General features: G+C 53.4%; 15 protein-coding genes. 1 reads left to right on the top strand and 14 read right to left on the bottom strand.

Annotation, left to right across the window (positions count from 1 at the left end; genetic code table 11):
* Positions 1-117: 117 nt before the first annotated feature.
* Together IEV40_RS08265 and IEV40_RS08260 are read right to left on the bottom strand one after the other, a co-directional pair.
* Positions 118-525 (bottom strand): GlcG/HbpS family heme-binding protein, encoded by a 408-nt coding sequence (locus IEV40_RS08265; RefSeq protein ID WP_188420503.1) that lies wholly within the window; start codon positions 523-525, stop codon positions 118-120.
* A gap of 47 nt (positions 526-572) precedes the next feature.
* On the bottom strand, positions 573-1,745 hold the full coding sequence (locus IEV40_RS08260) for a response regulator (RefSeq protein WP_188420502.1): 1,173 nt from the start codon (positions 1,743-1,745) through the stop codon (positions 573-575).
* A 108-nt stretch (positions 1,746-1,853) separates the two neighbouring features.
* Between IEV40_RS08260 and IEV40_RS08255 the strand changes: the two genes are divergently transcribed.
* A complete protein-coding gene (locus IEV40_RS08255; RefSeq protein WP_188420501.1) occupies positions 1,854-2,414 on the top strand; it encodes a C40 family peptidase in 561 nt (186 codons plus the stop codon).
* A 24-nt stretch (positions 2,415-2,438) separates the two neighbouring features.
* Here IEV40_RS08255 and IEV40_RS08250 read toward each other — a convergent pair whose 3' ends face one another.
* The 12 genes from IEV40_RS08250 to IEV40_RS08195 all read right to left on the bottom strand — a co-directional run bounded on the left by IEV40_RS08250 (position 2,439) and on the right by IEV40_RS08195 (position 13,983).
* Positions 2,439-3,395 carry a patatin-like phospholipase family protein gene (locus IEV40_RS08250; protein WP_371870042.1) on the bottom strand — a complete coding sequence of 319 codons (957 nt, stop codon included), beginning with the start codon at positions 3,393-3,395 and terminating at the stop codon, positions 2,439-2,441.
* A 121-nt stretch (positions 3,396-3,516) separates the two neighbouring features.
* Positions 3,517-4,410 carry a dTDP-4-dehydrorhamnose reductase gene (gene rfbD, locus IEV40_RS08245; RefSeq protein WP_188420500.1) on the bottom strand — a complete coding sequence of 298 codons (894 nt, stop codon included), beginning with the start codon at positions 4,408-4,410 and terminating at the stop codon, positions 3,517-3,519.
* Positions 4,407-4,952 (bottom strand): dTDP-4-dehydrorhamnose 3,5-epimerase, encoded by a 546-nt coding sequence (rfbC, locus tag IEV40_RS08240; protein ID WP_188420499.1) that lies wholly within the window; start codon positions 4,950-4,952, stop codon positions 4,407-4,409. Before rfbC ends, rfbD begins: the two co-directional genes overlap by 4 nt.
* A complete protein-coding gene (rfbA, locus tag IEV40_RS08235) occupies positions 4,952-5,857 on the bottom strand; it encodes a glucose-1-phosphate thymidylyltransferase RfbA (RefSeq protein WP_188420498.1) in 906 nt (301 codons plus the stop codon). Before rfbA ends, rfbC begins: the two co-directional genes overlap by 1 nt.
* Positions 5,854-6,954 (bottom strand): dTDP-glucose 4,6-dehydratase, encoded by a 1,101-nt coding sequence (gene rfbB / locus IEV40_RS08230; RefSeq protein ID WP_188420497.1) that lies wholly within the window; start codon positions 6,952-6,954, stop codon positions 5,854-5,856. Before rfbB ends, rfbA begins: the two co-directional genes overlap by 4 nt.
* A 46-nt stretch (positions 6,955-7,000) precedes the next feature.
* Complete coding sequence (locus tag IEV40_RS08225) at positions 7,001-8,968, bottom strand: polysaccharide biosynthesis protein (protein WP_188420496.1); 1,968 nt, start codon at positions 8,966-8,968, stop codon at positions 7,001-7,003.
* Between the two features lie 5 nt (positions 8,969-8,973).
* Positions 8,974-9,534, bottom strand: a complete 561-nt coding sequence (locus IEV40_RS08220) for a sugar transferase (RefSeq protein ID WP_188420495.1) — start codon at positions 9,532-9,534, stop codon at positions 8,974-8,976.
* A gap of 9 nt (positions 9,535-9,543) precedes the next feature.
* Positions 9,544-10,491 carry a UDP-glucose 4-epimerase family protein gene (locus IEV40_RS08215; protein WP_188420494.1) on the bottom strand — a complete coding sequence of 316 codons (948 nt, stop codon included), beginning with the start codon at positions 10,489-10,491 and terminating at the stop codon, positions 9,544-9,546.
* The gene (locus tag IEV40_RS08210; RefSeq protein WP_188420493.1) at positions 10,484-11,245 is read right to left on the bottom strand and encodes a glycosyltransferase family 2 protein; all 762 of its coding nucleotides are present in this window, start codon (positions 11,243-11,245) and stop codon (positions 10,484-10,486) included. Before IEV40_RS08210 ends, IEV40_RS08215 begins: the two co-directional genes overlap by 8 nt.
* Positions 11,242-11,979 carry a glycosyltransferase family 2 protein gene (locus tag IEV40_RS08205; protein ID WP_188420492.1) on the bottom strand — a complete coding sequence of 246 codons (738 nt, stop codon included), beginning with the start codon at positions 11,977-11,979 and terminating at the stop codon, positions 11,242-11,244. The genes IEV40_RS08210 and IEV40_RS08205 overlap by 4 nt, the downstream gene beginning before the upstream one ends.
* Positions 11,976-12,740, bottom strand: coding sequence for a glycosyltransferase (locus IEV40_RS08200; protein ID WP_188420491.1), 765 nt, complete (start codon positions 12,738-12,740; stop codon positions 11,976-11,978). Before IEV40_RS08200 ends, IEV40_RS08205 begins: the two co-directional genes overlap by 4 nt.
* 19 nt (positions 12,741-12,759) lie before the next feature.
* Positions 12,760-13,983, bottom strand: coding sequence for a hypothetical protein (locus IEV40_RS08195; protein WP_188420490.1), 1,224 nt, complete (start codon positions 13,981-13,983; stop codon positions 12,760-12,762).
* Between the last annotated feature and the right edge of the window lie 10 nt (positions 13,984-13,993).

The raw sequence follows: 13,993 nt of genomic DNA, 5'->3' as shown, positions 1-13,993 counted from the left end.
GCGCTACGGCGGAAGAAAATTAGCTAAACCGCCGAATTATAGCGCAAGACGCCCTCGTCTGGCAACTTGAAACAGTGCCGCGAGAGCGTCTGAAAAGGCGTCGAACGCAGGCTTGCGTCAGCCGCCGATTGCCACGATGCCGGCCTTGGCGATCTGTACGTCTTCGACCGACTTCACACCCGATACGCCGACCGCACCCAGGCACTGGCCGTTGATGATGATAGGTACGCCGCCTTCCAGCATGCCTTCGAGTTCCGGCGCCGTGATGAAGGAGAAACGACCATTGTTGATGATGTCTTCATAGACTTTCGACTCGCGGCGGCCCAGCGCGGCGGTTTTCGCCTTCGCCGGTGCGATGTGGGACGAAATCGGCGCGGCGCCATCCATGCGCTGCAACCACATCAGATGACCGCCGTCGTCCACGATGGCGATCGTGACGCACCATTTGTGCAAGTTCGCTTCGGTCTCCGCCGCTGCCGCAATTTTCTTCACATCTTCAAGCGTCAGTATCTGTTTGGTTTGCATGGTGCCTCCTGTCAATGAAGATCGCATTGTACGACAGCGATTCCCGATCAGGAACGCTGCTGCTTCAATAGAAGATCGACCAGCGGTTGCAGTTCGACCGCCACCTTGTCGATATGGGCCAGAACCTGCGCTTCCCTGCCTTCCTTGATCCAGCGCAATAGCGTCGCCAGATCGACGGACAGTTCCGCCGCCACATCGGCCTGTCGCAAATCAGGCAACAAATCCGGCGGAAGCTGCCCCTGGCTCAACAACATTTCTTCCTGCGCACCGATCACACCGGTGATACCGTTCTCCAGACCGAGCAAGGCGCGGCGAGTCGCCACGTCACGCATGTCGGCCAGCGAACCGTCCGCCATCGCCCGCTCCTGCGGATTGACTGGATATTCAGTGATCGAAACGACACCGCAACTGGCGATCAGCGTCGTCTTGCCCGCATTGCCCAGATCGGCATGGACGATCGCGCGGCATACGCGTTCGGCGAAATTCCGTGCCGAATCGAAATGAATGCTGCCGGTGGCGATTGTGAATGCGATATCGCCGGTACGCGCCACGCAATCGGTCTGCCGCACCGTGCGATGCAGCAGTTGTCCGACTGCCTCGACGATATCGGCCGGCGGCGCGATCGGCATTTCGGCACCGGCCTGCCGTACGCCGATGCAGGCATTCAGGATCACGAAATTCCGGTTTTGCCGTACCGCGCTTGCGCGCATTCCCTCGGCCTGTTCTTCCCATGCCTGAAGCGTCGGCAGCGCGACACGCTCGGCATCGTTTTGCATCAAGGCTTCCAGGCCACGCTCGAATTCGTTCTGCGTGCTGACCAGCTTAGACAGGATGTCCAGTTGCGATAACAGTTGCGCCGTGCCGATGCCCTTCGTGATCAGATCGGTCGCACCCGCCGCCTTGGCACGTTCGCGTTCGGCCTGCTCGTCACTCCCCGACACCACCACTACCGGCATGGTCCGAATCCGGCCGATCCGGGACGAACGGATGCGCTGCAGCAGGCCGTAGCCGTCCAGCTTCGGCATCGTCAGGTCCGAGATGACGACACGGATACTGGGGTCGAGCAGCAGGGCTTCCCAGGCCTGTTCGCCGTCCAATGCCTCGCGAAATTCGAACATTCCTTCAATCTGCTTGATCAGTGCTGCACGCACAATGCGCGAATCGTCGGCAATCAGAATACGAGGTTTCAGGGAAAGATCGCGGGATGAATCAGGACGCATGCAGTTACCTTTTCAATATCGTTCAAGCATACCGCCGGCGAATAAATTTTGACAGCACTTCGAGTTTCCCTTACATTCTTTCCGTCTCAATGCAGGGAAATTCCTTTGATGACAACTTTTCAACACCCTTTTCGCCTCGGTCGACTGACACGCGCCGCGATGTTTGCGGCTGCCCTGACGACGGCCGGCACGGCGTGGGGTAGCGATATTTCCCTGGCATTCCCTCCCTCCGACAAACCCGTCTCCCGCCTGCACCAGCTGACCGATCGCGCCTCCGAACTGGCGATGCGTGCGATGGGAATGCTGGGTATCCATTACAAGTACGGCGGCAACACTCCCGAAACCGGACTCGATTGCAGCGGCCTGGTGCACCTGATCTTCAAGGAAGCCTGGGGCAAGGACGTGCCGCGCACCGCCAAGGAACTGAGCCAGACCGGCGAACATGTCGACAAGGCGGATCTGCAGCCGGGCGACCTGGTCTTCTACAACACGCTGAAACGCCGCTTCTCCCACGTCGGCATCTATCTGGGCGACCATAAATTCATCCACGCACCTTCCACCGGCGGCAAAGTGCGCATCGAAAGCATGGATGTCGGCTACTGGAAGAAGCGCTTCAACGGCGCGCGCCGTATCAGCGAACCGACTATGCCGCAAGCATCCATGCAATAAAAAACCGCACCGAAGTGCGGTTTTTTATTGGAGCGCCTGTTTCACCTGCATCGGTCTTGCCTGCATGGCATCCAGCTTGCGCCGGATTTCCGGCATCGCCGCCATTGCCGCCTGCTCACCCGCCAGAATCGCGCGATTGCGTCCTGTAAAGTCATTGCCTTTCATGTCGCCCAAGGCCGGCTGGATGACGATATCCGCGCCTTCCAGTTCATAGCGGTTGATGCTTAGCCCCATGATGGCGAACGTCTGCAGTAGCACATCGAAAGAACTGGATGCCGCCTGCACTTCCGGCTGCACCGAGATATTGACTGCAATGATGAAATCGGCGCCCATGTCGCGTGCGAAATGGACCGGCACCGGTGCAGCCAGCCCGCCATCCACATACAGGTGACGACCGATCTTCACCGGCTGGAATACTCCCGGCACCGCCGACGAAGCCCGCACCGCGATGCCGGTATTGCCGCGCTGGAACAGGATGGGTTCGCCACTGTTGAGGTCCGTTGCAACGGCTGCGAACGGAATCTTCATCTTCTCGATCGGCATGTTGCCGACCGCCCTGTTGACGTAATTCTGCAGGGCATCGCCCTTCAGCACGCCGCTGGAAGTGGAAAAGAACGGCACGGACCAGTCGGAAATCGCTGCTTCGTCCATCTTCATCGCCATCTTCTGCAACGCAAAGCCGTTGTTGCCCGCTGCATAAAGTGCGCCGACCACGCTGCCGGCGCTGGTACCGACCACCATATCCGGCACGATACCCTGCGATTCCAGCACCTTGATCACGCCGATATGCGCGAAACCACGTGCAGCGCCGCCACCCAGCACGAGGGCGATTTTCGTTTTTACCGGTGCGACGGCTTCCGGCTGTACCGCCGGAGAGGACGGCGTCGGTTCCGGCCGTGGCCTGGAAAGGAAAGAGCAGCCTGCCAGCGTCATTACAAGCGCAAGGGCAGCGATACGATGGGTACAACCTGTCAACATCATGGCGTCATTCTGGACAAAGAACGGAAGGGTACACTTTTTCCGGCCAGGGGGCTGCCGTGCCAGCCAGCATAGAGGGAACAGATGAAGGAATGGACCGGCTCAGGCAAGCGCCCGGCTTGTTTCAGGCATCCAGGCAAAGCTGCAATGCCGCCTGCCAATCAGGGAGCCCGCAAAACGTCCGCATCAACTTGTCGGACGACAGAACCGAATCCTGCGGCCGTCTGGCTGGTAGCGGATAATCCTGCGTTGCAATCGGCACTACAACAGGCTTCCTTACAGTGGAAGCATGATCAACGATTGCCTGCGTAAAACCGTGCCAGCTGGTCCTGCCCTGCGCAGTCAGGTGATAGATTCCGGAATAATCGCGCCAGACTTCCTCTGCGATATTCGCATTTCCTGCTGAACCCGAAACGGACTGCAGCTTCATGACAATATGCGCCGTCGTTTCGGCAATCGTCCGGCACCAGGTCGGCGCACCGAACTGATCGGCGACGATACGCAACTCGTCGCGCTCCCGCGCAAGGCGCTGTACCGTGCGCAGGAAATTCCGACCGCGCATGCCGTACACCCAACTGGTGCGCAAAATGATATGCGACACACCGCTTGCGGCAATCGCCTGTTCGCCGGCCAGCTTGCTGCGACCGTAGACATTCTGCGGATTCGGTGCATCGCCTTCGACATAAGCTGCTGTCTTGGCGCCATCGAAAACGTAGTCGGTCGAATAATGAATCAGCGCCGCGCCGAGCTTCTTCGCTTCTTCCGCCATGACAGCCGGCGCTTCGGCATTGATGCGCATCGCCAGTTCCGGCTCGCTCTCCGCCAGATCGACAGCAGTATAGGCAGCCGGATTGACGATCAATGCGGGACGCACCGAACGGATCACTTCCCGCACCTGGTCCAGGTTCGCCAGATCCATACGCGCCCGGTCTACCGCAACGATTTCGCCCAGCCCCTGCAGCGAACGCTCCAGCTCATAACCGACCTGGCCGCTCCTGCCGGTAAGCAGAATCCTCACGCAAAAACCTCCGCATCGGCCAGCGATACGCCACGTTTATCCTTGTCGGACAATATGGGCTCGCCATCGACCGGCCAGACGACGCCGATTGCCGGATCATTCCATGCGATGCAGCGCTCATGCTCAGGCGCCCAGTAATCGGTCGTCTTGTAGAGAAATTCCGCCGAATCACTGGTCACGATAAAACCGTGTGCAAAACCTTCAGGAATCCACATCTGGCGCTTGTTCTCTGCAGACAACGTTATGCCCACCCAGCGGCCGAATGTAGCAGAGTCCTTGCGCAGATCGACGGCAACGTCGAAAACCTCGCCGGTGACCACACGCACCAGCTTTCCTTGAGGCTGCCTGATCTGGTAGTGCAGACCACGCAACACTCCGCGTGCCGAGCGGGAATGATTGTCCTGCACGAAGGGCACCGTCTTGCCTACCGCTTCAGCAAAGCGCGCCTCGTTGAAACTCTCGAAGAAAAATCCCCGGTCGTCACCGAACACCTTCGGTTCGACCACCAGCACATCGGGGATATCTGTACGTATTACATTCATTAAAACACCTTGTCCGTCAGGATACGCAGCAGATAACGGCCATAGCCGTTCTTCTTCAGTGGTTCGGCCAGCTTTTCCAGTTGCGCCGCATCGATGTATCCCTTGCGGAACGCAATCTCCTCCGGACAGGCAATCTTCAATCCTTGCCGATTTTCGATGGTCGCGATGAACTGCCCCGCTTCCATCAAAGATTCGTGCGTGCCAGTATCCAGCCAGGCCATGCCGCGGCCCATGACCTCCACGTTCAGTTGGCCTCGCTCCAGATAATGCCGATTGACGTCGGTGATTTCCAGTTCGCCGCGCGCCGACGGTTTGATCGACGCTGCGATATCGCACACCTGGTTATCGTAGAAATACAGACCTGTCACCGCATAATTGGATTTTGGTGCGACCGGTTTTTCCTCGATGCTGATAGCGCGTTGCTGGCCGTCGAATTCCACCACACCATATCGCTCAGGATCCTGCACATGATAGGCAAACACGGTGGAGCCTTCTGTCGACTGTACCGCCTGCTGCAACTGTCGATCGAATGCATGTCCGTAGTAGATGTTGTCGCCTAGGATCAGTGCCGAAGGATCATTACCGACGAACTCGCGCCCGATGATGAAGGCCTGTGCCAAGCCATCCGGCGAAGGCTGCACCGCGTATTGCAGATTGATTCCCCATTGGCTGCCATCGCCAAGCAGTTCGCGAAAGCGCGGCGTATCCTGCGGTGTGGAAATCAACAGAATGTCGCGTATCCCCGCCAGCATCAGCGTGGTGAGCGGGTAATAGATCATCGGCTTGTCATAGACCGGCAGCAACTGCTTCGAAATCGAAATCGTCACCGGATACAAGCGCGTGCCGGAACCGCCGGCGAGGATGATGCCCTTGCGGGCGCTGACTTTGATGGAAGGCTGGCTCATGCTGTCTTCTGTGCTTCACCTGCTCCCGGCAGGCTGTCTCTCTGGTTGTAATTTCGTTCCAGCCAATGCATGTAATCGCCGGATTGCACATCGCGCACCCATGCCTGGTTGTCGAGATACCACTGCACGGTTTTGCGGATGCCGGTTTCGAACGTCTCCGCCGGCTTCCATCCTAGCTCACGCTCGATCTTGCGCGCATCGATCGCATAGCGGCGATCATGACCAGGCCGATCCGTCACATGAGTGATCTGCGTGCGATAGCTGTTGCCGTTCGAGGCAGGCGACAATGCATCGAGAATGTCGCACAGCACATGCACCACGTCCAGATTGGCCTTCTCGTTCCAGCCGCCGACGTTATAGGTTTCGCCCGGTTTGCCGGCCTCCAGCACGCGGCGAATCGCTGCGCAATGGTCGCCCACGTAGAGCCAGTCGCGCACCTGCTGCCCATCGCCATAAACCGGCAACGATTTGCCCACCAACGCATTGGCGATCATCAGCGGGATCAGCTTTTCCGGGAAATGGTAAGGACCATAATTATTAGAGCAGTTGGTCGTCAGCGTCGGCAAACCATACGTATGGTGGTAAGAACGTACCAGATGATCAGATGCCGCCTTGGAAGCTGAATATGGGCTGTTCGGCGCATAGGCAGTCGTTTCGGAAAACGGCGGATCGTCCTTGCCGAGCGAACCGTACACCTCGTCAGTGGAAACATGTAGAAAACGGAACGCGGTCTTCTCGGCCTCTTCAAGGCCGGACCAGTACTTCAATGCCGCCTGCAACAGCGTGAAAGTGCCATTGATATTGGTCTCGACAAAAGCGGCTGGGCCATGGATGGAGCGATCAACATGGCTCTCCGCCGCGAAATGCAAAATTGCGCGTGGTCGATGCGCCGCCAGCAGCGACGCCACCAGATCTGTATCGCCGATATCGCCATGCACGAATACATGCCGCGCATCGTCTTGCAGCGAACGCAGATTGTTCAGGTTGCCGGCGTAAGTCAGTTTGTCGAGATTAACCACCGGCTCGTCGTGCTGCGCGAGCCAGTCCAGAACAAAATTGGAGCCGATAAAACCGGCTCCGCCCGTTACCAAAATCATCCGAATGATTCCTCAAAGATGCACGACAGCGACAAACTCGCCGTCGTCAGATCACCTGCTTCAGGTGCGATCGCGCTTGGTCTTCCCTGCCGTTTTCCTGTTTCTTCTGATACATGCCGGCATCCCTGTTTTCACGCCAGAGAAGATCTTCAATCTCGCATTGCGGCGCATATTCCTCCACGGCGTGCTGCAGCAATGCGCGTATTTCCTGGTAATCGAAACGCTCACAGGCATCCTCTAATCTCACCAGAATTGTCTTCAACGCATCCCATGGCAATTCGGTTTCCTGCGCGCGCATGATCAGCGCATGCTGCGTACCTTCGACGTTGGCGCCGATCAGCAACTCCTCGTACAACTTCTCACCCGGCCGAAGCCCGACATGTTCGATCTCGATCGCGTCCGGTGCATCGCTCTCGCCGCGCACTTCCAGCCCGCTTAGGTGCACCATGCGCCGGGCTAAATCAAGAATCTTCACCGGCTCGCCCATGTCCAGAACAAACACGTCTCCGCCCTCACCCATCGAGCCCGCCTGCAACACCAATTGAGCCGCTTCGGGAATCGTCATGAAATAGCGTGTGATTTCCGGATGCGTCACCGTAACCGGCCCGCCTGCCATGATCTGCTTGCGGAACAGCGGCACCACGGAACCAGACGAGCCAAGCACATTACCGAAGCGCACCATGCAAAAACGCGTCGTCTGCTGCGTACGCGCAAAAGCCTGCAAGATCAGTTCCGCCAGCCGCTTCGTCGCGCCCATCACATTGGTTGGACGCACAGCCTTGTCGGTAGAAATCAATACGAAACACGAAACGCCCGCATCGACCGCAGCCTGCGCCAGCACTTTCGTTCCCAATGCATTGTTGCGCACACCCTGGATCGGATTATGCTCCACTAGCGGCACATGCTTGTAAGCCGCGGCATGATAGATCGTATCAACCGCGAAGGTACGCAAAATCTGCTCGCACTTGGCGCCATCCAGCACCGAGCCGAGGAAAGGCAGCACTTCAATCGGGAGATTCTTACTCTTCAAAATTCCCTGCAGCTCCTGCTCGATCTGATAGAGCGCGTATTCCGACATGTCCAGCAGAATCAGCCGGGACGGCGAAAGCAGGACGATCTGGCGGCATAGTTCCGAACCGATGGAGCCGCCGGCTCCCGTCACCATCACGACCTTGTTTTCGATGCAGGTAGAAAGCAGTTGCGGATCGGGGGCAACCGCATCTCGTCCGAGCAGATCCTCGATTTCGATATCGCGAATATCCTGTACACGCAGTTCGCCATTGACCAGGCTGGCGATCGGCGGCGTCACCTTGATCTTGACCTTCAACGGTTCCAGGCTTTCGAGAATCGCCCGTTGCTGAATCTTGCGCAGCGACGGCATGGCCAGCAGAATTTCCCGAATCTGCTTTTCCTTCACAAGCCGCGGCAGTTCCTTGGCAGGCCACACGCGCACACCGGCAATCGTGGCACCGTGCAGTTCTCGTCTGTCATCCACCATTGCGACCGGCAAATATTCATGGCCGGCGCGCAACGCACTGGCCAGTTGCATGCCGGCATGGCCAGCGCCATAAATGGCAACGCGCACTGCATTGCCACCGCCATGATCTACTTTCAGCAGGTAGCCACGCGCAATGAAGCGGCTCGCTACCACGTACAGAATCGCACTGACCCAGTAAATGCCGAATACGCCCCGCGACAGATGAACGGTATGCGTAAATGTAGCCAAGGCTGCCATGCAAACGACGGAAAGCGTGACGCCAAGCACGACCACATATACGATCTTCTGATCGATGAAACGGATGACGGCACGGTACAAACCCAGGCGAATAAAGATCGGGATCGAAATCAGCGGCGCAGCAAGAATTATCCAGAAATACATCTGGAACAGCTGCGGCGTGCTGCTGTCGTAACGTAGCAGTACGCACAGATAAAAAGTCAGCGGCAGAAATATCAGGTCGAGGGCAACCGCCATCAACTGCTTCTGGTACCGCGGCAGATTAATAAAGGATTTCATCCGCTTCAATGAGTAATGCCGTCCCGGCGAAACACCTTCCAGAAGGTAAGAAAGATGATGCGCAGATCGAGTCCAAACGACTGCCGCTGCATGTATTCCACATCCAGCTCTACCTTCTGCGGAATGGGAAGCTCATCACGGCCGTTAATCTGTGCCCAGCCGGTCAAGCCGGGCCGGATGTTATCAACACCATAACTTGTCCGTAACGATATCAGATCGTCCTGATTGAACAAAGCGGGACGTGGGCCGACGAAACTCATATCGCCCTTCAGGATGCTCCAGAGCTGGGGCAGTTCGTCCAGACTGGATTTACGGAGGAACGCCCCGATCGGCGTCAAAAATTGTTGTGGATTAGATAATAAGTGTGTTGCGACAGCCGGTGTATCTATTCGCATGGTCCGGAATTTCGGCATCCGGAAAATGGCATTGTGCCGCCCCACCCGATCCGACCAGTAAATGGCCGGCCCTTTGGATGTCAGCCTGACCAACAGCGCCACCATCACGATCGGGACTAACAGCAACACCGAAGCCGCCAAGGCGAGCCAGAAATCGAACGCTCTTTTCATACGGAAGATTCACGCACGCGATAAAAAATGCGCAACAGTAGCACCAATTGCCTCTTCCGTGCTCACTACCGGCTCCCACCCCAGGACGGATCTCGTTTCCCGGATATCGACCTGCAACGAACCAAGCAAGCGGTCAGCTGCCGCGGATTTGCCCAGCAATGCGGCACCGGCCGCCAAGCAGCCGACAGGTACCGGCACCAGCCTTGCCCGCCGCCCCATCGCCGTCGCCAACATACGCACCAATTCGGGTGTGCTGACATCATGGTCGTCGGAAACCAGAAATGTCCTGCCTGCCGCCGCAAGGTTCTCGGCACAGACAATCAGCAAATCCACCAGATTATCGAGTGCAACCAGGCTACGAAGATTGTGAATCGCCCCCAGCGGCAAAGGAATGCCCTTTTGGACAAGTTGCATCAAGCGAAGAAAATTCGCTCCCACTCCGGGCCCGTATACCAGCGGAGGCCGAACGATCACCACCTCTAAACCGGTTTCGCGAGAGATCTGCTGCAATGCCAGTTCCGCTTCCAGTTTGGACTGACCGTAAGCGTCCAGCGGCGCTGGCACGTCCGATGCCTTGAATGACGCATACTGCGTCATTTCGCCATTGACTTTGATGCTGCTTACAAAGACGAAACGATGCACACCATGTCGAGCAGCCTGACGAGCCAGATCTTTAGTGGCGTCTACATTCACAGTGCGAAATACTGCTAGTGGGTCAGCCACGCGATCATTCATTATGTGTACGCGCGCAGCCAAATGAATAACCGCATCGCAACCTGACAATGGCGTAGACCAATCCACTCCAGCGGTTAATTCACCAATCTCAAATTGGTTAAATAAACCATTTTTCGTTCGCACGGCACCAAAAACCGGAAAATCTTTCTGTTTCAGTCGTGCGCACAAGGCTGAGCCAACAAATCCATTAGCTCCTGTTACAAGAATTTTTGATTTAGACACGTTGCGGGCGAGAAATAAACTGCTTCCCGCGCGACAATAATTTGCCAATGGCAAAACGTCCGAAGGAAGGTTTTAATCCATTTTTTTGAAATGCCCGCCAAATTTCGCGGTTCTGATTGACGACATTTTTAATACTGCGATTAGTCGTTCCGCCCATTCGCATGTTTACTAGTATTTTAGGTATGTACCGCGAACGTACACTTTGAGCCTCAAGAAAGCGCATCATCAACTCTACGTCGGCAGCAATTTTGTAATTCAGGTCAAAACCTCCACAGCGCTCGTATACGTCCTTACGTACAAAAAATGTCGGGTGCGGAGGGCACCAACCGCGAAGAAAAAGACCTGGCTTGAAATCGAAAGAACGCCAGTAACGCACTACGCTACTTGTCTCTTCCTGTTTCACATAACATAAGTCCCCATAGCAGGCCTCTACCGTTGGATCTTCAAACACCTGCATGACAGACGCAAGTACATCCGGCGATGCATAAAAATCGTCTGCATTAACGAATCCAATCACATTGCCTGTCGCCATGGCAATTCCCTTGTTCATTGCATCGTAGATTCCACCATCTTGCTCAGACACGGCGTGGGTAACATGTGGAAATTGACGTACTACGTCCATCGTTGCGTCCTTTGAAAGGCCATCTACGATGAGATGCTCAATAGATGGGTAAGTCTGAATAGCAACCGACTGGAGAGTATCTTTGATAGTAGCCGCACTGTTATAACAAACAGTAATGATGGAAATAATCAAACTATTCTGCCTTTGTTGGAACCGCGCGATTCATCCTTGAGCAAGCGAAGGAGAATTTGAACAATCAAAATAAATCGAATACGTAGCTTTTGATAGAAACCGAAGTTACTCTTCCCTGTAGTTTGGGAAGCATTTTTTCCATGCCTTCTATACAGGGAACATTTTTGGGGAGAAAATTTTACACTCCCACGAATGTTTGCCAACAAACCAATCCACATGTCGTGCATAGGGATTGCTTTAGGGATAGGCAAACATAAATCCAGCAATTCCCTATGGAAAGCCATACAACACCCTAGATAGCTATTTTTCCAGAGATTTCGCACTATCCCTTTTTCTGATTTCCTTATCGCAAAAAAAGATGGAGAAAGCTCATTCAGCGATTCATCAACTACCACGCAGTCAGTAACCACTAATAAATGTGTTTTCAGAACCTGCACGCAATGAGCCACTTTTCCCGGTAGCCAGATATCGTCCTGATCACATAAGAAAATAATTTCCCCACGTGCTGCCGATAACGCAGCCTCAAAGTTTTTTACGACACCGAGCCTCTGCCCTCCAGCGACCCATCGTATTCTTTTATCTCCGATACTATTTACCGCAGCAACAGTGCCATCTACAGACCCGTCGTCTGCAATCACAATCTCATCAGAGCCCGACAATTGATTTAATACAGAAAGAAGTTGCTCCTTGACAAATGCCTCTCCGTTAAACGTCGCAATACAAACAGAAATCATGATCGATTGCGCCGTTTCATTAAAGAGATCAACGGGAAAAAAATTCTTTTTTTGAGGAACCTGTACATCGGATAAGCAAAAAGAATAAATGCCCCATCAACTCGGCTTCGTCTACCATAAATAATTTCGCTGGCAATACGTTGATAAAGGTGTGACGGCCTGGCAGATACACCATCCTGATTACAGATCGAGAGAGGTTCTTGAGAATATATCCATTTTTTTTCAGAAATCGATAGAAAGAAAATATAGTCGGAAATAGATACTCCCTTGCCCACAACATAATTCCCATATAAAGAATGCAGATCTTTTCTATACAGAACGGATTGATGCCTCACATTCAATTTTTTTAAATTGGCTTGCACACGGAAACCGGAATCACGGTATATCCAGTCTGCATAAACCACATCGATATCATCGAGGATCTTTGCTGCGGCAGAAGATAAGCTGCCTTTGTTAAAAAAAACATCTCCGGCATTCATGAAAAGAAGCCACTCGCCGTCAGCCAAATCGATCGCCTTATTCATAGCGTGATAAATGCCTATATCCGGCTCTATCAGAACCACATCTATTTCATTTTTCTTGGATTCCAATACGTCGACAGAACGATCCGTGGATGCCCCGTCCACCACCACGAACTGAAGATTCTCATAATCCTGTTCCAATACACTGTGGATGGTTTCCGTCAAACCAACCGCATCATTTCTGGTAACCGTCACTATCGATATTCGAGGGGTCGCATTCACGGATAGGATTTTCTTCATTCTTATTTTCGTGAAAAATTTAGGTTGGAATTTCTGTTATAGCAGTTGCTTGCCTTGTGGATCGAACGGAAAAATACAACCACACAACCACCACAGCAAGAAAACTATATCCAATAACCCATACGTAAGGTCGCTGCGCAAACAACAAGCCAATGGCAAAAAACTTGAGGCCGTCTCTCCCTCTCAAAAGACAAGCACAAGTTAGAAGGATGAACAAATAATATGACCACGAAAGTAAGATTCCTTGAGATACAAGTGGATCCAAAGGATTCGCAATCATTGCCCCCCACTTTTCCCTGCACTGTCTAACATTAAATGTGCATTCAGGACCGACCCCAACTATCCAAGCAGTTTCCTCTTCTTTTAATGCTCTAAACGCATTCAACATTAAAGTTGAACGATTATCTCCAACCATGCGCCCGCTTTCATCTACATCCAAACGAGCCAATAATTTTTCTTCAAATGTTCCCCAGGCTCCTGTGGAGAACAGAACGGCAGCAGCGATAATCAACGAGAAAATTATCCGCAATACCCCTTTAATAGATACTTTTTCTGATATAAAAAAAATAGCCAAGTAAATCAAATGCATCAGACTAAAGGTGATTAATCCCAAGCCAAGCAAGACCCACGTCATCGACGAATTTTTACCTGCCTTATGTCTCGCAAATGCGATGGCACACACAAAAAATGATAGCGCTCCCGGCTCATCATATATTCCAGAGGGGCGAATATAGTCGCCTTGGTATACGTTCGTAAACGTTGTATAGAAAAAGTAATTTAATCTTCCATCCGGATTTTGAAATGCAAAGACCGGCTCAATGTGAACACAAACTAATAAATAACCTATCACACAACCAGTCAACATTATTATTAAGAACCACGACGCATAGTCGATATAGCGATCTACCTCTTTAGAACTCGCCTGCGCCAGTAATAACATGGCCAAAAATAAAAATGCTGGGAGTAAAGCGAACCTCGGTTCATTCCAATATAAGGAAGAAATGAGTGCAGGGATAAATAATGCCCCAGCACTTAGCGCCAACCATTTTTTAGGTTTTCGTTTATTAAAAATACATGTGGCTATAAGCCACAACACAGAAAAAATTAATAGGTGTCTCCCATGTACACCTAACGCAAAAAATATTGGAGATACAGCAATAAGCGAATAAAAAAGGAGAAGCAGCACCATGCTGCGCGAATAAGGCAGCTGATTACTTTGAAGGGAAATAGTCCAACTCGACATGGAATTGTTT

The organism is Oxalicibacterium solurbis (assembly GCF_014635845.1).
Classification (GTDB): domain Bacteria; phylum Pseudomonadota; class Gammaproteobacteria; order Burkholderiales; family Burkholderiaceae_D; genus Oxalicibacterium; species Oxalicibacterium solurbis.
Note: the sequence above shows the minus strand (reverse complement) of the source record. Positions and strands in the feature narration are given on the sequence as shown.